The organism is Bradyrhizobium sp. LeoA1Lang, from assembly GCF_055413685.1.
On sequence record NZ_JBVAPG010000003.1, the window covers coordinates 72,380 to 94,377 of the forward strand.

Consider the following 21,998-nt stretch of genomic DNA (forward strand, 5'->3'; position numbering starts at 1 on the left):
GCCTTTCGAAAGGCTATCCCGCAAGCGCGCGGCGCGCCGCATCGGCGTCGAAGCCCTTCAGGCCGATCACGACCAGATGCTCGGCCTGCTTGGCGTCAGGCCGCGCGAACGCCAGCTCGACACGGCTGCCGACCGCCTGCACCACGATCGGCGCAGGCTTCTCGGAGATCCGTGCATGGCCCTTGACGCGCAGCACCCCCGAGAGACCGAGGACGTCGCTGACCCGCGCGCGCATCGCCTCGACACTCTCGGCCGCCGCAGGCGTCACGACGATGCTGTCGAAATCGTCGTGATCGTGCTCTTCTTCTTCGCCGTGGTGACCTGCCCGCGCGGCGAGGTCATTCTCGGCATCGGCTTTCATTCCGATCAGGACATCGGGAGCAAGCGCACCATGGGAGCGGACGACGCGAACACCTTGCCTCAATTGTGCGATGAGCCACTGTTCGATGCCACCAAGCACATCTGGCGATACCAGATCGCTCTTGGAAAGGACCACGAGGTCGGCACAGGCGAGTTGATCCTCGAACACTTCTTCGATCGGGTCGTCGTGATCAATCTCTTCGTCCGCGGCACGCTGAGCCGCGACGGCCTGTTCGTCGAGCACGACGCGTCCCTCGGACAGCGCCAGCGCATCGACTACCGTCACGACGCCGTCGACGGTCGCGCGCGTGCGGACCGCAGGCCATGCGAACGCCTTCAGTAGTGGCTGCGGCAGCGCGAGTCCGGAGGTCTCGATCACGATCGCATCCAGCGGTTCGTCGCGTGTCAGGAGCGTGTCCATCGTCGGAATGAAATCGTCGGCGACGGTGCAGCAGATGCAGCCGTTGGTCAGCTCGACGATATCGCCGGGCGCACAGGCCTTGGCCGCGCATTCCTCGACAAGACCGCCGTCGAAACCCGCATCTCCAAACTCGTTGACGATGACGGCGATGCGGCGGCCGTCGGCTTGCGTTAGAAGCGAGCGCAACAGCGTCGTCTTTCCGGCCCCGAGGAAGCCAGTAAGCACGGTAACTGGAACACGAGACATATTTCAGGACTCCTTAAGAGGAACGTTTGAGCCACAGCGGAAGGCCGGCCGCGACGAACACGACGTTGGGAACGACCGAGGCGATTACTTGATTGAGACGGCCCTGCGCATCGCGGAATTCGCGGCCGAGCCTGGTTTCAGGCACGATGCCGAGACCGACCTCGTTCGACACCAGGACAACAGGGTTTGCTGCTACGCTAAGAAACCGCGCGAGCCCTTTCGTCTCGACATCGGGGTCACGCCCTGCGAGCATCAGGTTGGAGAGCCAGAGTGTCAGGCAATCGACCAACACCGCGCAGCCGGGCCGCGATACCTGTGTCAAGGCATCAATGAGCGCCAGCGGCTCCTCCACGGTTGTCCAATCCGACCCACGCCGGCCGCGATGATGCGCGATCCTGTCCTGCATCTCTCCGTCGCCTGCGGTCGCCGTTGCCAGATACACGCGTGCAAGGCCGCTTTCGGCAATCATCCGCTCGGCAAAAGCCGATTTGCCCGAGCGTGCGCCCCCCAACACCAAAGTGGTCGAGAGATCAGTCATTTCGGGGCGCTGCCATCTTCCGGCGACCAGCGGGCGGGCGGCAGCCGCGCCACCATTCCCTTGCGCAGGATTTCGGCGCGCTCGCGCCACGGCACCAGGCCGTAGATCGACTTGCGATAGGACTCGACGAAAGACACGACGGCACTAGCCCCCTCGGGCTGGAGGTCGCCGAACAAGAAGGTGTAGCCGTCCGAGCTCGAAACCGCGACCGTGGTCGGCCGCTTGCACACGCTCAAGCACTGCACGCGCCGGACTTGAACGGCAGCATCACGTTCGCTTGTAGCGATCCGGATCGCGTCGAACATGGCAGGGCCAGCCAGGACGCCCTCTGACGTCTTGCAGGTGACGCATACGCTCACGATGACAGAACCGCCAGGCGCGGTCGCAGGCAAAGCTTCGTCCGGGCGAGTATCAGGGTCTTGCTGATCGACGTCGTTGCGATCCATCACAATGCTCAAGTCAGGGCCATGACGGCCGCGAGCTTTGTTGGATCGCGTTCGACGGTGGAACGACCATCGAACTCATTCCGTCCGGTGCACCCCGCCCGACGAACCTCCAAAGCACAATACGCGATGGCAGGTCTCCCGGCTCGCGGGTCGTCGCCTCTCGCCGCCTTCCCGGTCATCCCAGTGGCTTCGGCTTTGGCTCGCCGCTTACAGTTGCGGGGGCAGCGTCGGCCTTGCACCGGCTTCCCTTTTTCACCTTCCCGAAGGAAGGACCATCGCCGCCACGCTAGCTGTCCCCGCGACGGCGGTCAACCGCAGTTGACCTGCCCGTTTCCTTCGGCCACTTAAGGCGCGCGCACGAGGAGCCCATGACCTTCCAAATCCCATCTGACTGGCAAATCCCCGCGATCGCTCCAATCGATCAGACGCTTGCCGCAACGATGCGCGCGCGAATCGACGGCAAAGCCAAGCCGCCGGGATCGCTCGGACGAATCGAAGATTTGGCTGTGCAGCTCGGCACGATCACCCATCCATCCGCCGCAGCGCTGCAGAACGCCGTCCTGCTCGTGTTCGCTGGTGATCACGGGCTGACGGAAGAAGGCGTTTCGCAATATCCGTCCGCCGTGACGGCCGCGATGGTAAGGACCTATCTCGCAGGTCGCGCCAGCGCCAACGCCTTTGCGGCCGCCTCGGATGTCAGGATCCGCGTCGTGGACGCCGGCGTCGCCAGCGAACTGCCTTCCCATCGCGACCTCCTCGCCATCAAGATTCGGGCCGGCACCGCGAATTCTGCGCGCGAGGCGGCGATGTCGGCCCAGGAAGCGCGCAAGGCGCTCGCGGCCGGCTTTGCCATAGCTTCCGGTGAAATCGATGATGGCGCCGACATCATCGCGCTCGGCGAGATGGGAATAGGTAACACGGCGTCTTCGGCGCTTCTGGTGCATCGGCTGGCGCCCGCTCCGCTGGATGATTGCATCGGCGTCGGCGCCGGCCAGGACGAACCGGGCATGGCGCGCAAGCGCGCTGCCGTCCACAAGGCGGCCAATCGTAGCGATGCCACGGCGCCGTTCGAGGTGCTCAGGGAATTCGGCGGCCTCGAGATCGCCATGATGGCGGGCGCAGCGCTCGGCGCAGCGGCGCATCGTCGTCCTGTCGTTATCGACGGCTTCATTTCGTCCGCCGCCGCCCTTGTTGCCGTCAGGCTGGCGCCGGCGACGCGCGACTATTGCGTTTTCGCACATCGGTCGGCCGAAAAGGGTCACGACATCGTGCTCGCGGCGCTTCAGGCACGGCCGCTACTCGCTCTCGACATGAGACTTGGCGAGGGTACCGGCGCGTTGCTGGCCGTCCCGCTGGTACGGGCCGCGTCCCGCCTGCTGACCGATGTCGCCGACCTCAGCGACGTGCTGGAGGGAAGGATCTAGATGCGCCTGGATCGTTTTCGCGACGCGGTCCGATTCCTTACGATCATCCCTGTCGGCGCTTCGAACGATGCGCCTGATTCCGAGTGGCTGGTCCGCTCGTCGCAATTCTTCCCGCTGGTTGGTGCGATCGTGGGTCTCGTTTCGGCGGCGACCCTTGTGCTCACAGCCCTCGTGTTGGGGCCAGTCATCGCGGCGCTCCTGGCGGTGTTGGCAAGTGTCCTTCTCACCTGCGGATTGCACGAGGATGGCCTGGCCGATACCGCAGACAGCTTTGGCGGCGGCTGGACGGTCGAACAGCGTCTCACCATCATGAAGGACAGCCGGATTGGAACCTATGGCACGCTTGCGCTGATTTTCGCAATTGCATTGCGCGTCGCGGCGCTCGCCGAGATGCCGGCCTGGATTGGCGCGGCGGCGCTGATTGCGAGCGGAGCCGCCGGCCGCGCCGTGGTGCTGCCGATCGTCGGCTGGATGAAATATGCAGGCAACACGTCCGCGATGAAGGTGGCCTATACGCCCTCTCCGCTCCGGGCAGGCGAAATCGGCTTCGCAACGATTGTGGCGCTGCTCGCACTGACGCCACTTGCTGCGGCCTCCGGCACGCATACCCCAACCGCGCTTATTGTCGGCATCGCTTGCGGTATCGCACTGGCAGTTGCGGTCACGCTGTGGTCGCGACGGCTGATCGGCGGCTATACCGGCGACGTGCTCGGGGCCATCGAGCAGGCGTTCGAGGTCGGCTTTCTGCTCGGCGTTGCCGCCGTCATCCGGTCGGCCATGTGATCTGCGCCCATGTTCGAGTGAGTCACCGGTGTCTGACAAGAGCGAACCGATCTGGCGAAGCGGCATCGATTCATTGGCATTCCGTCCCACCGGACACATGGGCATATGCGTCATGCACCGGCGCGCATTCCGGACGCTGCTGGGTTACACGCCTTCGCCACGGCAGTGCATCGACTTCTACCTGATACACCGCGATTCGTTCGAAGCGGCGGCCCACGCCAAGCTGATCGCCAGAAGCATCCGAGAAACGGAGAACTTTCATCTTACGAGCCGCGACATCCGTCGCCGGATAAAAAATTCGGTCGCATCGGGCGATGCCGTGGGCTAGAATGACTCGCGGAATGAGGATCACCATGCAGCAGACGCAGTCAGCCAATTTTACAGCCGTTGCAACCGGCACGAATGTCATCGTTCAGGCCGTTCTGGCGATGGCTCTCGGTCTGTTCGTCGTTGGCATGGTCGGCTTTTCGCACATCAGTGCCGTCCATAACGCCGCCCACGACGTGCGCCACGCGAACGCCTTCCCCTGTCACTGACGACAGATGCACGTCTTCAGATCGATCGTGTTTGCGGCGTCGCTTGCCGGGTTGATCGTCGGCGCGCTGATATCGGTCGTGCAGTTCTTCGGAACCGTGCCGCTGATCCAGAAGAGCGAAATCTACGAGAAAGCCGCGGCCGATGCGCAGCACAAGGCCGCCCATTCCAGTGGTGGTGAAGCGGATCATCATCACGATGCGGAATGGGAACCTGAAGAGGGCTTGCAGCGCAACGCCCTGACCGTCGCCGCCAACGTCCTTACCGCGATTGGCTTCGGCCTCCTGCTCACCGGCATCTATGCGCTTCGGCAACGACCGGTCCATTGGCGCGAAGGTCTGTTTTGGGGCCTCGGCGGCTTCGTCGTTTTTGTCGCGGCGCCCGGTCTCGGCCTCCCTCCGGAGCTGCCGGGTTTGCCGGTCGCCGATCTCACCGCGCGGCAAATCTGGTGGGTCGCTACCGCCGCTCTGACAGCATCAGCGCTCTACCTCCTGGTCCTGCGCTCTGAACCGTGGGCTGCGGTCCTCGGGCTCATACTCATTATCATACCGCATCTCGTCGGCGCGCCTGTTGCGCCCGAGTCTCATGTCGAAGTGCCGGCCTCCCTTTCTCACCAGTTCGTGGTGACCGTCGTACTCACCGGACTTTTGTTCTGGAGCCTGCTGGGCATCGCAACCAGCCTCGCGTTCGAGAAAGTATCAAGACAACGAAGTTAGGCGGCCGATCGTCAGGCTGCGCCCGCTGGCTCCTCACCGGAATTGCCAGCACCAGGACGGATCGCCGCGATCACGGCGCTCCGTCATGTCGACACGCATGAAACGATCATGCGCGAGCGCGGCGCCGACCCACAGTTCATTCCAGGCGTCGAACACCGCCGGAGACAGCGGGCCGCGTTCTGCCATCAGGTGCCATGAGGTCTGCCGTACCGTCGTGGTCGCGCCCTGCACGCGCAACTCGGCGTCGTCGCCCTGCCCGCGGGCAATGCGAGCAAAAGCACTGGCGAAGCCCTCAGCGCCGGGACCGACACCGCCGAGCAGCGAAGCGACGTCATCAAGGGTGTGCATCCCCACCAGCCGCGCTGCTGCGCCGGCAAGGTGGCCGCCCTCGTCGGGGCCGAGCACGGCGATGGTTTCCGGCACGATCGACGTGATGTATTCCATCGCATAGTTGCGCAGGACTTTCTGAAGGCGCTCTTCGGGCCAGGTGTTTTCCGGAAGCCGTGGCGCAAGATCAGCTCGAAACGGGGGACATTGCTCGCCGGGCGAGAACTGCAGCCGTTCATCGGGCGTGAGGTCGTGATCCCACTCCTTGTAGTAGCCCTCCAGGCCGGGCTGTCCGTCGACCGTCTGGCCGGTACAGACGAAGCCCAGCCGTGGATTACCGAGGACGACGCCGTTATTGGCGTGCCATCCTCGCAGCATCGCGCGCGACACCTCCGATGGAATGCCGCAGATCGCGGTGCCCGACCAGATCCATCGCGGCGGCGGATATCGTACCCAGGCCTTTTGATCGCTCTCGTAGACATACTCGACCTTAACGCCGCCGACCTGGTTCGAGAGATAATGGTATTGCGCGCAGGCCACTGCGTGCGGGAGCTTGTCGAGCCCCAGCTTTTTCAACCCCGGAACAAAGCGCGCCAATTGCTGGCGTCGGAAGGTCCGAAACACCACCTCGGCCGCGCGCGCCGCGCCGGCGCGGGAAGATAGCATCAGGATGAGGCCGGTGAGATAGGAATGGTAGATCAGTTCGACGGCCCGATAGGCGGCGACGTCATCCTTGGCTCGGCTCTCCGCACTTCCGCTCAATTTTTCTTCTCCAAACCGGCGACCACGAAATCCGCGATCGACTCCGCCACGCGTTTCTTGGCCGCTTGCGTCTCTCCGGGACGCGGTTGGTACCAGCGCGAGGTCCAGTTCAAGGCGCCAAGCAATGGCTTCGCGGCGAGCTTGGCATCGACGGACCTGAATTCGCCGGAAGCGACCCCATCCTTGATCACCCGGATATAGAGGTTCTCGTTGGCCTCGCGCAGCGCGGCGACATCGGCAAGCTTCGCCCTCTCGCTCTCGTTCGTGCGTTCCAGAAGATGCATTTCCAGTCCCTGCGCGATCACGCGCAGATAAGGCAGGTGATCGATGACCAGGATGGTATGGGCGACCGCCATGCCGTGCAGGCGGTCGCGCGCGGAAGCCGGGGTCTCGAAAGATGGCCGGATCGCCGCCTGTGTCAGTTCCATGCCACGGCGGTGCACGGCGAAGAAGAGCTCGGACTTGCTTCGGTAATAATAATAGATCGCGCCTTTGGTCGAACCGATCTCGTCGCTCACCCGATCGAGCGACGTGGCGGCGAAGCCCTGGCGCATGAAAGCGCGCGCGGCAGCGTCGAGAATGTCGATCCTCCGATCCGCCAACGGCTCGCCGGTTTCGATTTTGCCAAGCTTGCTCAAGATACCCCTCCTGCGCTGCGCGCAATTGACATCCAAACATACTACTCGGTAGGCTGCAACATACTACTCAGTATCTAAGAAAAGGCAGGGTGGATGACGGACGATTACGCGGGGCTGCGTGTCCTCGACGTAAGCCAGGGATTTGCGGGTCCCTACTGCGGAGCTATCCTCGCCCGCGGCGGCGCGTCCGTCGTCAAGGTCGAGCCGCCGAGCGGCGACTGGGCCCGCACGATCGGCGGATCGGTCGATGGGCACACAGCCTTCAGCCTCGTTCCCAACATCGGCAAGCGCGCGATCTGCATCGACGGAACCAGGCCGGACGGCCGCAAAGTTCTCGCCGGCCTCGCGGCCTCAGCCGATATCGTGATCCAAAACTTCCGTCCCGGTGTTGTGGAGCGGCTGCAGATCGCCGATGCGCAGTTGCGGCCAGCCAATCCCGATCTGATCTACGTTTCGATCCTCGGCTTCGGCCCCGGCCCCTACGAAAATCGTCCCGCCACCGACACCATCATCCAGGGCTTCACGGGCATGATGGTAATGAATCGCGATAGCGCGGGCACGCCGCGGCGGATCGGAATGCTGGCGGTCGACACCGCCGCCGGTATCTACGCGGCCCAGCAGGTCGGTGCAGCGCTCTACAGGCGCCTCTCCGGACGCGGCGGACGTCACATCAGGATCTCGCTCGTGGAGGTCGCGGCGGCGTTTCAGGCGATGCCGATCATCGACGATGCCATGCATCGTGACCGTCCGAGCCCGCCTTTGAGCGTGCCGATCGGAACCTTCGCCACCTCGGACGGCCACATCAATCTCTCATGCGTGTCGAACGCCATGTTCCGGGGCATCTGCCATGCGCTGGGCAAATCCGATTGGATCGAGGACCTTCGTTTTGCGACCGAAGCCGGCCGCCTGGCGCATGCTGGCGAAATAACCGGCGAAGTCGTCGACATCCTTCGCACCCGGCCGAGTGCACATTGGGTTCGCGCCTTTGAGGAACAGGACGTGCTGTGCGGTCCCGTTCAGGACTACCAGGCCTTCCTTGCCGATCCTCACGTGCAGGGCCTCGGGCTGGCTGCGACGCTTCAGGGCGGCGCCTTCGAAGGCCTTCCGCTCACCCTGCTTCCCGGCACCGCGGCGCCCAATGCACACGCGCCCGCGCCGCCCAGGCTCGGGGAGCATACGCGCGAGATCCTCATCGAACACGGCTATTCGCAAACTGCGATCGACCGGCTCGCCGAAGACGGCACGGTCATCGAGGCAGACCAAAGGGAGGTAAGAAAATGAAAGCAAGAGCAACAACGAGTGCCATCGCGGCCGGCTTTCTCGCCAGTCTGATGGCATCCTCCGCGGTCGCGCAAGTGTCCGACAACGTCGTACGCATCGGCATCCTCAACGACATGACCGGGATCTATGCCGACGCCGGCGGAAAGGGCTCGATCCTCGCGGCGCAACTCGCAGCGGAGGATTTCGGTGGCAAGGTCGCCGGCGCCCCGATCGAGATCGTCTCGGCCGACCATGCCAACAAGCCCGATATCGCCGCCAATCTCGCGCGCCAGGAATACGACGCGCAGGGTGTCGACGTCATCGCCGATGGCGGATCGTCGGCGGCGGCGCTCGCGATGCAGAACGTCTCGCGCGAGCGCAAGAAGATCATCCTGCTGTCCGGACCCGCGACCGCCGAGATCACCGGCAAGGCCTGCTCACCCTACAGCTTTCACTGGATGTACGACACCTATGCGCTCGCCGCTGCTCCGCCGGAAGGCGTCCTGAAGCGCGGCGGCGACACCTGGTTCTTCATCACCGCGGACTATGCGTTCGGCAAGTCGATGGAAAGCGAGGCGACCAAGCGTATCGTGGCCAGCGGTGGCAAGGTCATCGGCGGCGTACGTGCACCGCTCGACACTCCCGACTTCTCCTCGTTCCTGCTCCAGGCTCAGGGCTCCGGAGCCAAGGTGCTTGCGCTCGCCACCGCCGGCAGCGACACCAGCAACGCGATCAAGCAGGCGCAGGAATACAATGTGATCGGCTCCAATACACAGGTCGTGACCTTCCTGATGTTCATCAACGACGTCGACGCCATGGGCCTGAAGAACGGACAGGGTCTGGTCTCCTCGACGACCTATTATCACGACCTCGACGACGGCAGCCGCGCCTTCGCCAAGCGCTTCTGGGACAAGATAGGCCGGCCGCCATCGATCGTGCAGGCCGGCGTCTACAGCTCCGTGGTCCATTATCTGAAAGCGGTCGCTGCGACCGGAACGGACGATGGGACCAAGGTGGCCGCCGAGATGCGCGAGATGCCCGTCGAGGACGCCTTCACCCACGGCGCGAAGATTCGCGCGGATGGCCGTTTGCTGCGCGATCTCTACGTGACCGAAGTCAAGAAGCCCGAGGAGTCGAAGGGACCCTGGGACTACTGGAAGATCGTCGCGACGATTCCGGGCGACAAAGCCTGGCGTCCGGCCGACGAAAGCGAGTGTCCACTCCTGAAAACCCACTGAGCCGAGGAGCGCGTCGGGCATGGCCGAGAACCGCAAGCTGCTGGTCGAGAACGACGGCCCGGTGACGATCATCACCATCAACCGTCCGGAAGTCCGCAATGCTCTCGACAATGAGACCGCAGCCGAACTGACCAAGGCGCTGCGGGCGTTCGACAGTGCGCCCGATCAGGCGGTCGCAGTGCTGACAGGCGCGGGAGGAAATTTCTGCGCCGGCGCCGACCTGAAGGAGCTCGCTGCCGGCTACGAGTACAAGCCATGGGGCGGCGATCCCGACGGTCCGTGCCACGACTTGCTCGCGAAGCCGGTCATCGCCGCCGTGGCGGGCTACGCGTGCGCCGGGGGGCTCGGCATCGCCTTGCGATGCGACCTGCGCGTCACCGAGGAGAGCGCGACCTTCGCCGTGCTCTCGCGGCGATGGGGCGTTCCCATGAGTGACGGCACGACGGTGAGGCTGCCTCGCCTCATCGGCGCCGGGCGCGCCCTCGATATGTTGCTGACGGCGAGGAAAGTATCGGGCGCGGAAGCAGTCGCGATCGGGCTTGCCGACCGGCTGGTGCCCACCGGGGAAGCCCTCTCCGCTGCCGTCGCGCTGGCGCACGAGATCGCGGCCTTTCCGCAAATCGCGATGCGCTCCGACAGGATGTCGGCCATTCGCCAGTGGAATCTGTCCGAGAAGGAAGCTCTCGCACTTGAAACGAGCCTGTCGCTGGAGGCTCGTCAGAAGGAAGCACGCGGTGGCGCTACCCGCTTTGCGTCCGGCGCGGGACGTCATGGCGCGATCGAGAAGGACTAGCGCATGCGGGCGGTGATCGGACGGCAATTCGGCGGCATAGACGATTTATCCTTCGAAGAAGTCCCGAACCCGTCTCTCGAAGCCGGAGCAGTTCGGATCTCGGTGCACGCCGCCGGAGTAAGCTTCGCCAATCTGTTGTTCATTGCGGGCAAGCACCAAAACCGTCCATCGTTACCCTTTATTCCAGGAACGGAAGTCGCCGGCGTCGTCTTGGAAATCGCCCCCAATGCAACGACCGAGCTAAGGGTCGGTGATCGTGTCTGCGCCGGATTGCCGTCCGGAGGATTCGCCGAGGAGGCGATCGTCGATGCCGCCAACGTCTTCAAGATTCCGGATTCGCTGAGCTTCGCCGGCGCCACGCTGTTCCCGACGATCTACGCCACTGCCTATGCGGGCCTTGCGTGGCGGGCAAACCTCAAGCCCGGAGAAACCCTTCTGGTCCATGGCGCCGCGGGCGCGAGCGGGTTAGCCGCCGTCGAGATCGGCCGCGCGCTCGGCGCGCGCGTGATCGCGACCGCCGGTGGAGAACGCAAGACCGCTGTCGCCGCCGAATATGGCGCCCATCACGTGATCGATTACAAGCACGACGAATTTCGCAGCTCCGTGCTCGAGATCACGGAAGGCCGCGGCGCCGATGTCGTATTCGATCCGGTCGGCGGCGACGTCTTCGACAATTCCTTGCGCTGCATCGCTCCGCTCGGCCGCCTTCTGCCGATCGGCTTCGCATCCGGCCGCATTCCCCAAATCCCTGCAAACATCATCCTGGTGAAGAACCTCACCGTGATCGGGCTCTATTGGGGGTTCTACATGGCCTGGGGCAAGTCCAAGGCGGACGCCGTCTTGCGTGCAAGGGTGAAAAACCTGTTCGAGGAACTGTTCGCACTTCACGAAGCAGGCAAGCTTCGCGCGCCAGTCGATCAGACGCTTCCGCTGCCGCAATTCGCAGACGCCCTCCGACGGGTCGAGCGGCGTGAAGTTATCGGCAAGATCGTTCTCGCGCCGGGAGACAGGGCCGCCGACAGCTTCACTGCGCAGACGGCATGAGAGCGTGCAAAACGTCCCAATTCCAGGTTTGACGGACGCTGTCGAACGCAGCGAAATCGTGGTCGAACTGCCAGTAGGCCCATGCCCAGCCAAATCGGTCGGCGCTTCTCGCCACGAAGGACAAATATCTCAGGCGGCTTCCAGATGGGGCACGCTCATAGACCCCGAACTCGCCAAGATAGATCGGACGTTTTTCCCGCTGTGACCAGAGATTGATCCTTCTGAAATCAGCGACGACCTTCGCTTCGTCCTCACGGGTACCCCAATCCAGCGGGCCAATCTTCGAAAACGTGCGGGACCATGGCGCGCCCTGATGCGTGAACGTTATGGGCGCGTAGTAGTGAAACGTCACGATCAGCTTTCTGTCGCTGGCCGGCAGAACCAGTTCCTCAATAGGCGCGTCGTCGGTGTTGAGAACAGCGGCGATGACAGTTCGCCCGGGGTTCGTCACGCGGATGATGCCGAGACATTCATTAAGGAGCGCGTTCCATTCCGCCGAGGTCATATGGCCCCCAGGCTCATTCAGAATTTCAAATATAAGTGCAGGATATTTCCCTGCATAGCGCGACGCGATCTGTTTCCAAAACGATCTGAGCTTCCCGGCGCATCGCGAGATATCACGCTGGCAAAAATCAGTATCGTGCTCATCCAGAATGGGAATGAGCTTCCGCGCAAGAACCTCTTCGATAACTGTATCGAGGCGTTTCAAGACGGCTTCATCAAGGGTGTTGTCCGCATCCATATGCCTGAAGCCGAAGAAGTTGATTCTGACGTGCGAGAAGCCGGCCTTTTGAATTGCGGTCAGGTTATCCAAACGGAATGGCGCATTCGCGGCGCCTTCCCAAATGCCGTCATATCCCAGAATATTGATGCCGCGCCCCAATCCCGCCACGTCGCGAAACGCGATCTGCTCAGACCCGTAGGCTCGTGGCATCCACGCTGCAAAGACAAAAGCCAGCGGGAGAAGTTTGAGCGCTTTTGGCCAACCGGCAAGTATAGCAATCATTCCTGCGCCAACTCACGATAGCTGTGATCTTCCGGCAGTACCGGCCGACAGGTTGCGAGGAAGAACACCAGCAACAGCACGGATGTAAACATCGTGGAACGAAGAAATATCGTCTCCGTAAAATTGGTCTGAAAACTGAGGACGGAGAACCCTATGATCAGGGCACAATGAAACCGATCGATCGATCGGGATGAAATCAGATGGAGCACCTTGTTCGAAAACAGGAAGACGCTTGCCGCAAAAAGGAGGTAACCCAAAAGTCCCGTTTCCATGAGAATGGTGATGTAGCCGCTGTGGTAGTTGTCGAGCACCCAACCGTGGTTCTGCTCGAAATAATCGTAGATCGATTGGGTCGTCCAAAATCCGTTTATCCCAAAACCGAGCAATGGCGCATCGTCGAAGTGGCTTATCGCATACTGCCAAATGAAGGTTCTCTCCGTGAAGTCGATGCTCAAATCAAAGAGATGGATGGAGTCGTATCCCGTCACGTAAAAATACAGGATCAGGAAGCCCGCCATGATGCACATGACAAAGGGCAACACCGTATAGACTTTCATGCTTTTCACCGACCGCAGGGAGGTGAAAAGCAAACCGCAGGCCGCCAACGCCACAGCACCGGCGCCTCGCGAGCCCGAAGCCAGGACGCACGTTGAAGCGAGCAGGAATGTAACAAGGAAGGGTAGCCATCTCTGCCCTGTTATCTTTCGATAATAGGCAAAGAACATGAGATAGGCGCCCACAAAGCCGAGCGTCTGCTTTGATTCGTAAACACCTTGCCATTGACCGTTGTGCATCCAACTGCGGTCAATTCCGATATCCGGCACGAACATCGCGAAAAAAGCGGATGCCGCAACCAGTACAAAGAGGCCCCGAGTGATCGATTTGACGATATCGTCGATGTCAAGTCGCGTGATAAGGCAGAATGCGCCGAAGGTTGTTATGACAAGAGCCGCGCTTTTCATGATGGCGGCAAGGCCCAGATTTGTCCAAAGCACGGAAACGGCGGCAAGGACGTAGAACGAAACGATCGCGATCAGGTCGAGATTGAACCCCAGCCGCAGGTTGGGGCGCACAAACGCGCTTGCATAAATCAGCACAATCCACATCGACAACGCAGCGAACTGCTGCAGGAAAGTCTGTTCCACCGCCAACAGGGCAGTGTTGAAGGTCCCCATCGATGCCACCACATTGATGGTGATGGACCAATTCATGATGGCCTTAGCGGCCCGCTCGATGTCGATACCGCGCGTTTGCCGGATCGCGCCGTCAAGCGCGCCCGTGTCCATCTGAATTTGTGCTCCGGTCATGGAATGAGCTTCGTGAAGCACGGTTAATTATTTGCTATCGTCGCCGGTCGCGGCGGGTGCGCAGGACGCCACGCCAATGCGGCTCCGGCAAATGCCAATCTCAATGGGTACAGATCGCGCCGCACTGGGCGGGCCGAGAATACATCGCGGCGCATTTTCGAGCTGCGCAGCGTCAGTCGTGCTTGGTTGGCGTGGAATGGCTCCTGTTAAATAGCAGGTACAGCGCACGCGGGTTGGTGGTCAGATAGCGCCAGAACAGCCGGCGCGGCTCGAGCCAGACCCGCCAGGCCCATTCCAGCCCGACATTCTGCATCCATTGCGGCGCGCGGGGGCGGCTGCCGGAGAGAAAGTTGAAGAGCCCGCCCGAGGTCTTGATGACACCGACGTTGGAGAGCCCGGGCGTGAACTCCTCGACAAAGGCCTGCTCGTAGGGCACGCCGAGCGCGACCCAGAGATAGTCGGGCGCCAGCGCATTGATCTCGTCGACCTTGGCGCGCAGCGCGTCGCCGCGCAGATAGCCATGCGAATGACCGACGATCTTCAGCTTCGGATACATCCTGCGGACATTGGCGACGGCGGCGGCATTCTCCGCCTCGTCAGCGCCGAACATGTAGAAGGAGAGCCCGGCCTCCTCGGCCTTGCGAGCGACGATGTGGAACAGGTCGGTGGTGGCGACCCGCTCCGGCAGCGGCTGCGATGACTTGAACCGTGACACCGTGACCAGCGGCTGTCCGTCCGCATTGATGAGGTCGGCGGCGCGAAACAGGCGGTCCGTCATCGGCTCGGTCGAGCAGCGCGCCACCACCTCGCCATTGGCCGAGGTCAGATAAAGCGGACGGTTTGCACGGCGTTTTGGCGAAACCTGCTCGATCATGAAATCGGCGGTCTGCTCGAGATCGAGCACGGCGAGCCGGAGCCCGCCGACGGTGACACGCGGAACCTCGGCGGTGGCCGCTCTGCCGATGAGGTTCGCGCGACGTTCACGCACTTTGTCTTTCTGCGACGGTTCACCGCGTGAAGTTGGGCCCGTTGACACTTGTGTCGGCGCTTCGCGCGGAGTGTCACAAATCCGGACGGTCGAGACAGTCCGACCGAATTCGACACGCGACTTGCGTTCGTCCTCGTCCCGTGATGTCGAAATCGGGCCGGAAACTTGCTCTTTCATCATGACTCAAGCGCTTCAGTTAGAGATTCCGATTGTTGTCTACGCGAACTGCAATATGCGGTCCATTGGCGGCTGCGAGTGGTCGCGACAGTTCGAAGCTGCCTGAACTGGTTAACCGTTAGCAAACGGTGCGACGGGCTCGCTAACCATAACGAAACGTTACGCGCTGCGCGGCGGTGGCAAGGTCGGCCGGTTATCAAACATTTGGTAAGAATCCGCGCACCGGGCGACGACCACAATACATTAATCCAAATCGCACTCTGCCCGTGTCTCCGCCGGTCTGGCTGTGCTAGAAGGTCGCAGCTCCGGCTCGACCGGCGCGCTGAAAAAGTCCGGTTTGCCTTTCGCACGTATGAACAAGAATAATAACGACGCGTTCGATGTCTGCATCGACAACGCATTTGATTTTTTGAATCAAGAGTACGCCGAACTGTTTGATGGCTCGGACGCGACAGCGTTCCAGCATCCGGTGTGGCTGGATACGCTCTACGGTAAGCTCGCGCCCGCCGCGGCAGCCAAACCCCTGATCGTCACGATCCGCCGTCGCGTGGCCGGAAAACTGGCGATGGTGCTGCCTTTGATGCGGGTGCCGCGCGGGCCGATGCAGACGGTTGAATTCGCTGATCTCCGCGTGTCCGATTATCTGACCCCTGTCGGCACGGCCGTGGCATTTTCCGAGCTGCTCCAGGACGAGGATGCCTGCCTGACGCTCCGGCAGCTCGTCAGGCCGTTCGATCTCTTGCGAATGTGCAAGCTTCCTGATGGAAGAATGCCGATCGAAAATCTTATGGCAGCGCCTCGCCGCATCGTCATGGAGATGAACGCGTACGCGACAGCGCTAGTCGCCCCGTTCGAGCAATGGCGGGCGAGCGCGCTGAGCCGCTCCTATCAGAAAGAACTCGCAAAGAAGCTGCGCCAGCTCCAAAAGAAGGGCGCGTTGAGCTTTTCATGCTGCGACGACGATGCATCCATCATGGCCGCGATGGAGATGATGAAGAACTTTCGAGGCCCGCGGTTTCGAGCCCAGGGCGATGGCGACCTGTTGCAGCGTCCCGAATACTTCGACTTCTATTCCACCGTGGCGCTCCGCGGCCTGGGTGCCTTTGTTCGTCTCTACACCATGAAAATGGACGGCAACCTGATTGCGGCAGTTCTGGGACTGCGCCACCGCGGCAACTTCCTCATCATTATGAGCGCATTCGACATCGCGGGATACAAGAGCCAATCCATCGGCGCGCTGATGTTCGAACAAGTCGCCAGGGATTGCATCGAGCGCGGGGATCAGATCCTGGATTTCACCATTGGCGACGAGCCGTACAAGAAGATGTTTGGCGGCCAGCCCTCCCCGTTGTGGAGCGTGACTCAGGCCGGTAGCGTCACCGGCTCCCTTGCTCTGTTCGCGTTACGACAGGCGCCCTGGATCAAACTGGCCGCCAAAAGGATGGCCGAATTCAAGCTGCTGCCGGTCCGCACCTGAACTTAAACGTGCTCGCCAAAGCGCGATGGCTTTTCTTCGAATCGTCATCCGGTTTTAGCTCTTTGTTTGAGCATGATCATTTTTCGGAAAACCGGTATCCACTTTTCCGGATCATGCTTTAGGCACGAAGCGCGCCACGGACTCGTGCGATCCATCCCGGCCTGATACCGTCGACCCGATGGGTGATATTGCGTCGAAGAAAATGCACCCTGCGCCGCACGTTCCATCTTATGTCGCTGCTCGACGTCAGTGCCTGCCGAAAGCGCGCCATTTGCAGGGAGTGTTGGTCGGCAGCAATCTTGGCCGGATCGGAATAGAACTCCGATATCTTCTCCTTGCCCATGCCGCTGGTTTCGAGCCAGCGTGGCACATACTCCGTGCAAAGACGTTCAACATCCACCAGAAGACGGCTCACTCCGGTGCCGGCTGCCGGACAGTTGGTTTGAAACGCGTCGCCAATCAGCACGACGCCCGGCTGCAGATGTCCTTCGGCGGCAGACAGGTCCATCACCCAGTTCTGCACCTGACCGATGACGCTGAAATCTCCGAGATAGGATTGCAATCCCGGCATGAATCGGAGCAACGTCGATCTTGTCTCCCGTCTCAGCTCACGCATGATCGGATCGGTCGGATCGCGAAACATGAACAGATTTGCCCGCATACCGGCCCGCACCGGAAACAGACTGAGATAGTCGACGCCATCGATGGCCCGCTCGCCATAGCAGGTTAGCGCCTCGAATTCGAACGGCGAACTGTCCGGACGCGCAATCGTGAAGCCGAACGAAACCGAATGGCGCTCGGCAAGAATCCGCCGCGTGATTCCGAGACCGTATCCAAGAGCTCCGGCCATGCCCGTCGCCAGGACAACGAGACGCGCAGTGACGCGCTTTCCGGAGGCCAGAACGAGATGTTGAACGTCATCGCTGCAACTCACAGCGGTCACCTGGTCGACAATGAAGCCGGAATGACCCGGCATCAGACGTCGTGCCAGGGCAACGAGGTCGGCATAGGGAAGGCCGTAGGTTTGGCCGGCACTGACGTCGACCACCCGGCCTTCCCTGATATTGATCACGCGGTCGTACACACACGCGACCGCCTCGAGTTCGCGGATGAAACCGAGCCTGCGAAAGACATCGACTTGTCGTCCGGCGATCTTCTCGACGCGGAATTCTTCCGGATAAACCGCGCGCTTGTCGATCAGTACAACCTGGCAGCCAGCCCTGGCGAGGACTGCCGCCGCGAGCGATCCCGCCAGCCCGCCGCCGACAATCGCAACGTCCGTGGTGATGGTTTCACATCCCTCTTCCGCGATCGGTTGTATCACCTTATTCACCATCATGTTTGCCGGCTCTGACGATTGATGCCGGCCGAACTGCAATTTTCTCGCCTGATATCCACTTCGCCGAACCGGCACGATCATTTTTGAGCATCGCAGTTAACGCCCGCGGTCCGGTCCAAATCTGGCGACGTCCCGGCACGCGCCTTGCTCAAGGAGTATCGTGAAATCTATTCCCCGCTTACTCAGCAGTACGGTGGACCATTGTTTATCGTCAGGTCAGCAGGTCATTTTCGTGCAAACGGCCGGTGGCTGCGCAGATTTGGCTTCGGCAATCCTCTTCGTGCCGCCGCAGCGGCTATCCTGGGAAACCATCGTTTGCCCTGTCTGAAGACAGCCGGGACAGCGGCGTTCCAGAACGAAGCAAGGCTGCAGGTTCGCCGGACAGGGCAAGTTTGCGCCGGTGCATTTGCCGGGTGGGGAGAAAAGAAATCTTAGGTGCCGAACATTAACACTCTCGGCTCGCGTGCGTGTTAGGCATTGGGCCGTTGTCAGCTACGAGCATCTTGAAAGGAAAGATGCCTTGTACTTCGCATGATCGAATCCATTCTCCAGTTGATGCGACGCGACGTGACGCGCGGTGTTGCCGGGACCATCCTTCTCAAGGTTGGCAGCGGCGGCCTTGCGTTTGCGCTCTTCTCGCTGGCAGCACGAACCATGTCGCCCGATGCGTTCGGCGCTTTCGCGATGTGGCTTTCTGTCGCCCAGATCGCATCGGTCGTGGGGCTGGTCGGCCAGGAACTGCTCCTGGTTCGGTTCTTGAACGAGTACCAGGTGCGCGAACAGGCCGATCTCGCCAAAGGTGTGCTGCTATCGAGCCTGAAGATCTCCTCCATTGGGATGCTGGTCGTCATTGCCGCGATCGCAGCCGGCGCCAGCGTGCGTGGTGACGGATGGCTGCTGATCCTGGCCGTATCCGCCTTTACGGCCGTGAATGCAGGGCTGATGCTTGGCAGCCAGATCGCGCGATCGCTCATCAGCATTCTGATGGGGGAAGGCAATCGGGAGTTTTTCTGGCGGGTCGTCGTCGTGCTGTTTTTGGTAGCGATATTGTTCGGCCATGGGCTGCTCGATCCCGCACAGTTGCTTACCGTGATGGCGATCGCCATGGCCATGGGGCTCGCCGTTCAGGTCATTTCGATTGCACGCGCCCTTCCGAATTTGCGCAATGTGCCGGCGCGCTCGGAGAGCTCCCGCTGGAGATCGAGCGCGCTTCACTTCTGGATTTCTTCCATTCTTGAGGCGGCCAATCAGTACTTCGATGTGATCCTGATTTACTGGATGCTGGATCCGGCCACGGCCGGCATCTATTTTGCCGCATCCCGTCTGGCGAACATCTTCGCCATGCTCTCGGCCGCACTTTATAGTTTCGGGGCGCGTCGTCTGCCCTCGCTCTACTTCAGCAAAAATCATCAAGAGTTCGGCCACACGCTTCAGCTCATGGCGGAGGTGACCGCGCTTTGCGTTGTCGCCGGGCTCGTCCTTGTCTGGATCGGCGCGCCCCATCTTCTCGGCCTGTTCGGGCCTCATTTCGCCGCCCAGCAGTGGGTGCTGATCGTGCTTGCGCTCGGGACGGCCTTTCAGGCCGCCGGCGGTCCGTCCGCAGCCATCCTGCAGGTGACCGGCCATGAGGGTGACTATGTTCCCGTCATCGCCGGGAATGTCGTGCTGCGGCTGATCGGATTTCTCGTACTCATTCCCTGGCTCGGCGTGCTCGGCGCCGCGATTTCGGCCACTGTTTCGCTGGCGGTCGCCACCATCGCCCTCAACATCCTGTGCCGCCGCCGCACGGGCGTCGATCCTTCGATCCTTGTGCTTTCTCGCCGCTTGTTCTCGAAAGCCGAACCGTATCCGGTTCGTGTCGCAGACTCGAAGGACTAGAGGCCGTTCAGCTCACCAGCCCCAACGTCTCGCGCTGAGATTGAACAATGACGGAACTGATGGATACGCGATTGACGACAAGCCCCGTCGGCACTGCACCGGACTTCGACAGGCCGGCCGTAGCCCGTTGAATTGCCGCCGGAGCGGCGGCTCCGTCGCGAACGACGACGACGATCAGATCGGCATGGGCTGCGAGCGTCCTCACGTCGGGTTGCGCAGCAAGGGATGACGCATCGACGACTATCAGATCGAACTCCTTGCGAATGTCGTCGGCAGGGAGCGCGCCTGTTTGCGTGCTGGCACTCAAGAGTACATTGACAGAGCGAAGGTCTGTCTTGGTGATGCCCTGCTCCTGCCGGTCAGCCGCGGCGGGCTTTACCGCAGGCAGATCCGATTGCAGCTCGATCAGAACGCTGAGCATCCCCTTGTTCAGGGCCGAACGATTGAGCGATCGCGCAACAGTGCTGCCTCCCGCGCCGTTCTCGATCGACATCACGAGGGCTACCTTGCCACCAGACCCCGGCAACTCGTCGATTTTCCCGATCAGCGAGCGCAGGTAGGCACTCAGATCGAGCTCGGCGGTTGCCGCAATCGGCTTTTGCCAGACGCTTCTGGTGAATTCTCGTGCCGGAAGATCGGGAATGCGGGCCCAGACCGGCAGCTTCAGCGGCAATTCGGGCTGGGGGGATAATGAGAGCTGGGGCAATTCGGGCTGGAGCGAAGGTGAATTTGCCCGGCGAACCTTCGGGGTGGGCTTCTCTAGAATGTTCTTGATGTCCGGTACGGCAACTACCGCCGTCGATATCAGTATAGAGGCAATCGCGAGCGCTGCGAGGAGCAACGTGAGCGGCGGCCGGGTCGGACGAAGCGGCGGAATGGCAAGCGAAGCGATCTTGGTCTGCGAGCTCTGCAGCAGGCGCTGCTCATTGGTGGTCTTGAACCGCGATAGAAACTGCTCGTAGATATTCCTGTTGGCTTCCGCATCGCGCTGCAGCTCCTGCAGTCTGACGAGTGCCTGACCGTCGATCAGTATCTGCGATTCGACCGCCTTCAACTGATCTTCCAGCGATCTCTGCTGCTCGCGTTGGGCTTCGTATTCGGACTTTGCAGTTTCGATGTTCTTCTTCCGCTCGATCTCAATCTGCCTGTTGAGATCGTTCAACTGGCTGTACGATATGACGAGGTCGGGATGGCGATCGCCGAACACCGCACGTTTCTGCGCGATCTGGTCATTGAGCGCCGACCGCTGAGCTCGCAGGGCACTCAGCAAATCCTGTCTGACCGGCCCATCGACATTCGCTTTAAGGTCGCGTTGCGCCTGCTCATAGCGGGCTCTTGCTTCTTCGGTACGAGCGCGAGCAGCAGAAACCTGCTGCGTCAGATCGGTAACGCGCAGTTGCTGGGTCGTGGCGTCCTTGCCCGCATTGACGATCCTGTGCTCGAGCTTGAAGGCGGCAACCGCATCTTCTGATGCCCTCAGCCGGTCGTTCAATGTCTTGAGGCGGCTACTGAGCCAGTCGGCTGCTTCGTCGGTCGCCTCGGTGCGGACACGGCCCTGGTTGGCGACGAACGCTTCGGCTATGGCGTTGGCGTAGTAAGCGGCTCGATCCGGTCGGTTGGAGGTGAATTTGAAGCCGATAACGTAAGTCAACCCGCGGCGGGAAATATCGAGCCGGTTACGGAATCTTTCGAGCAGACGCGTGGTGTCGGTTTGACCGCCGGCGATATCCTCGTCGTCTCGAACCTTAAGCTGTTCGATAAGCGGCCGCAGAAAACCGTCGGACTTGGCGATTTCAACCAGGCTCTGAAGCGCGGCCGCATCCTGACCGATACCCGGCAGCACGTCCTGATCCGTAGTCACGCGCTGCTCTCGAGGATCGACAACGACCAGCGCGGTGGCTGCATACCGAACCGGAATCAGCAACAGAGCGATGACGCCAATGGCGAAGATGGCCAGCGCGAGCATCACGATGCGTCGGCCGTTTTCCCGCAGAAAGGAAAGCGTGCCGGAGAGGGTTAGCAATCCCTTAACGCGTTCGGCGGATCCGGTGCCAGGCGGCGGGCGCGGAGCTTCCCACGACGCCGCCGTGGGCTCCGTCTCACCGGCACGTCTCGGGCCTGCACGGCTACCGAACATCATGGGTTTTGACTCGAATTCAACTGGCAGACACTGTTCAGTGGCCCTGCCCCCAACGTAAATATCTATGGTTAATCGCCGGTTACCCTCTCTCGGCAACGCCATGACCAATTAGTTAACGAACTGGCTCTATGTTCCGCGCGGTGCAACGACATCTCC

At 61.5% G+C, this 21,998-nt stretch carries 21 protein-coding genes and 1 riboswitch; of the genes, 11 read left to right on the forward strand and 10 right to left on the reverse strand.

Annotation, left to right across the window (positions count from 1 at the left end; genetic code table 11):
* Positions 1-13: 13 nt before the first annotated feature.
* From cobW to ACZYOF_RS01870, 3 genes are read right to left on the reverse strand one after another with little or no spacing between them, the layout of a single operon-like run.
* Entirely contained in the window at positions 14-1,027 is a 1,014-nt protein-coding gene (cobW, locus tag ACZYOF_RS01860) for a cobalamin biosynthesis protein CobW (RefSeq protein WP_463714601.1), read from the reverse strand.
* Positions 1,028-1,040: 13 nt separating this feature from the next.
* On the reverse strand, positions 1,041-1,565 hold the full coding sequence (gene cobU, locus ACZYOF_RS01865) for a bifunctional adenosylcobinamide kinase/adenosylcobinamide-phosphate guanylyltransferase (protein WP_282529367.1): 525 nt from the start codon (positions 1,563-1,565) through the stop codon (positions 1,041-1,043).
* Positions 1,562-2,011 (reverse strand): DUF1636 domain-containing protein, encoded by a 450-nt coding sequence (locus ACZYOF_RS01870; protein ID WP_463714602.1) that lies wholly within the window; start codon positions 2,009-2,011, stop codon positions 1,562-1,564. Before ACZYOF_RS01870 ends, cobU begins: the two co-directional genes overlap by 4 nt.
* A 111-nt stretch (positions 2,012-2,122) precedes the next feature.
* A riboswitch (cobalamin riboswitch) is annotated at positions 2,123-2,303 on the reverse strand.
* A gap of 76 nt (positions 2,304-2,379) precedes the next feature.
* Between ACZYOF_RS01870 and cobT the strand changes: the two genes are divergently transcribed.
* Genes cobT through ACZYOF_RS01895 form a run of 5 tightly spaced genes read left to right on the forward strand, consistent with a single transcriptional unit; the run spans position 2,380 to position 5,468 of the window.
* Positions 2,380-3,435 (forward strand): nicotinate-nucleotide--dimethylbenzimidazole phosphoribosyltransferase, encoded by a 1,056-nt coding sequence (gene cobT, locus ACZYOF_RS01875; RefSeq protein WP_463714603.1) that lies wholly within the window; start codon positions 2,380-2,382, stop codon positions 3,433-3,435.
* A complete protein-coding gene (cobS, locus tag ACZYOF_RS01880) occupies positions 3,436-4,218 on the forward strand; it encodes an adenosylcobinamide-GDP ribazoletransferase (protein ID WP_463714604.1) in 783 nt (260 codons plus the stop codon).
* A gap of 28 nt (positions 4,219-4,246) precedes the next feature.
* The gene (locus tag ACZYOF_RS01885; RefSeq protein WP_463714605.1) at positions 4,247-4,546 is read left to right on the forward strand and encodes a hypothetical protein; all 300 of its coding nucleotides are present in this window, start codon (positions 4,247-4,249) and stop codon (positions 4,544-4,546) included.
* Between the two features lie 25 nt (positions 4,547-4,571).
* Entirely contained in the window at positions 4,572-4,754 is a 183-nt protein-coding gene (locus tag ACZYOF_RS01890; RefSeq protein WP_463714606.1) for a CbtB domain-containing protein, read from the forward strand.
* Positions 4,755-4,760: 6 nt separating this feature from the next.
* Positions 4,761-5,468 carry a CbtA family protein gene (locus ACZYOF_RS01895; RefSeq protein WP_463714607.1) on the forward strand — a complete coding sequence of 236 codons (708 nt, stop codon included), beginning with the start codon at positions 4,761-4,763 and terminating at the stop codon, positions 5,466-5,468.
* A gap of 33 nt (positions 5,469-5,501) precedes the next feature.
* Here ACZYOF_RS01895 and ACZYOF_RS01900 read toward each other — a convergent pair whose 3' ends face one another.
* Together ACZYOF_RS01900 and ACZYOF_RS01905 are read right to left on the reverse strand one after the other, a co-directional pair.
* Positions 5,502-6,557, reverse strand: a complete 1,056-nt coding sequence (locus ACZYOF_RS01900) for a hypothetical protein (protein WP_463714608.1) — start codon at positions 6,555-6,557, stop codon at positions 5,502-5,504.
* Positions 6,554-7,195: a TetR/AcrR family transcriptional regulator gene (locus tag ACZYOF_RS01905; protein ID WP_463714609.1), complete on the reverse strand. Its 642-nt coding sequence runs from the start codon at positions 7,193-7,195 to the stop codon at positions 6,554-6,556. The genes ACZYOF_RS01900 and ACZYOF_RS01905 overlap by 4 nt, the downstream gene beginning before the upstream one ends.
* A 93-nt stretch (positions 7,196-7,288) precedes the next feature.
* Here ACZYOF_RS01905 and ACZYOF_RS01910 point away from each other — a divergent pair, with 93 nt between their 5' ends.
* From ACZYOF_RS01910 to ACZYOF_RS01925, 4 genes are read left to right on the forward strand one after another with little or no spacing between them, the layout of a single operon-like run.
* The gene (locus ACZYOF_RS01910) at positions 7,289-8,476 is read left to right on the forward strand and encodes a CaiB/BaiF CoA transferase family protein (RefSeq protein ID WP_463714610.1); all 1,188 of its coding nucleotides are present in this window, start codon (positions 7,289-7,291) and stop codon (positions 8,474-8,476) included.
* On the forward strand, positions 8,473-9,693 hold the full coding sequence (locus ACZYOF_RS01915; RefSeq protein ID WP_463714611.1) for an ABC transporter substrate-binding protein: 1,221 nt from the start codon (positions 8,473-8,475) through the stop codon (positions 9,691-9,693). The genes ACZYOF_RS01910 and ACZYOF_RS01915 overlap by 4 nt, the downstream gene beginning before the upstream one ends.
* Positions 9,694-9,712: 19 nt before the next feature.
* On the forward strand, positions 9,713-10,486 hold the full coding sequence (locus ACZYOF_RS01920; protein ID WP_463714612.1) for a crotonase/enoyl-CoA hydratase family protein: 774 nt from the start codon (positions 9,713-9,715) through the stop codon (positions 10,484-10,486).
* Between the two features lie 3 nt (positions 10,487-10,489).
* Positions 10,490-11,530, forward strand: a complete 1,041-nt coding sequence (locus ACZYOF_RS01925) for an NADPH:quinone oxidoreductase family protein (RefSeq protein WP_463714613.1) — start codon at positions 10,490-10,492, stop codon at positions 11,528-11,530.
* On the opposite strand, the gene ACZYOF_RS01930 is transcribed toward ACZYOF_RS01925, so the two are convergent.
* The 3 genes from ACZYOF_RS01930 to ACZYOF_RS01940 all read right to left on the reverse strand — a co-directional run bounded on the left by ACZYOF_RS01930 (position 11,511) and on the right by ACZYOF_RS01940 (position 14,831).
* On the reverse strand, positions 11,511-12,536 hold the full coding sequence (locus tag ACZYOF_RS01930; protein ID WP_463714614.1) for a glycoside hydrolase family 5 protein: 1,026 nt from the start codon (positions 12,534-12,536) through the stop codon (positions 11,511-11,513). The genes ACZYOF_RS01925 and ACZYOF_RS01930 overlap by 20 nt on opposite strands.
* Entirely contained in the window at positions 12,533-13,843 is a 1,311-nt protein-coding gene (locus tag ACZYOF_RS01935) for an O-antigen ligase family protein (RefSeq protein ID WP_463714615.1), read from the reverse strand. Before ACZYOF_RS01935 ends, ACZYOF_RS01930 begins: the two co-directional genes overlap by 4 nt.
* Positions 13,844-14,015: 172 nt before the next feature.
* Entirely contained in the window at positions 14,016-14,831 is an 816-nt protein-coding gene (locus ACZYOF_RS01940; protein WP_130578500.1) for a WecB/TagA/CpsF family glycosyltransferase, read from the reverse strand.
* Positions 14,832-15,360: 529 nt separating this feature from the next.
* On the opposite strand from ACZYOF_RS01940, the gene ACZYOF_RS01945 reads away from it, so the two are divergent.
* Positions 15,361-16,485, forward strand: a complete 1,125-nt coding sequence (locus ACZYOF_RS01945) for a GNAT family N-acetyltransferase (protein ID WP_463714652.1) — start codon at positions 15,361-15,363, stop codon at positions 16,483-16,485.
* Positions 16,486-16,603: 118 nt separating this feature from the next.
* Here the strand turns inward: ACZYOF_RS01945 and ACZYOF_RS01950 are convergent, their stop codons facing one another.
* Positions 16,604-17,824: an FAD-dependent oxidoreductase gene (locus tag ACZYOF_RS01950; RefSeq protein WP_463714616.1), complete on the reverse strand. Its 1,221-nt coding sequence runs from the start codon at positions 17,822-17,824 to the stop codon at positions 16,604-16,606.
* Positions 17,825-18,355: 531 nt separating this feature from the next.
* Between ACZYOF_RS01950 and ACZYOF_RS01955 the strand changes: the two genes are divergently transcribed.
* On the forward strand, positions 18,356-19,702 hold the full coding sequence (locus ACZYOF_RS01955) for a lipopolysaccharide biosynthesis protein (protein ID WP_463714617.1): 1,347 nt from the start codon (positions 18,356-18,358) through the stop codon (positions 19,700-19,702).
* A gap of 7 nt (positions 19,703-19,709) precedes the next feature.
* Here the strand turns inward: ACZYOF_RS01955 and ACZYOF_RS01960 are convergent, their stop codons facing one another.
* Complete coding sequence (locus tag ACZYOF_RS01960; RefSeq protein ID WP_463714618.1) at positions 19,710-21,842, reverse strand: GumC family protein; 2,133 nt, start codon at positions 21,840-21,842, stop codon at positions 19,710-19,712.
* Positions 21,843-21,998 lie beyond the last annotated feature (156 nt).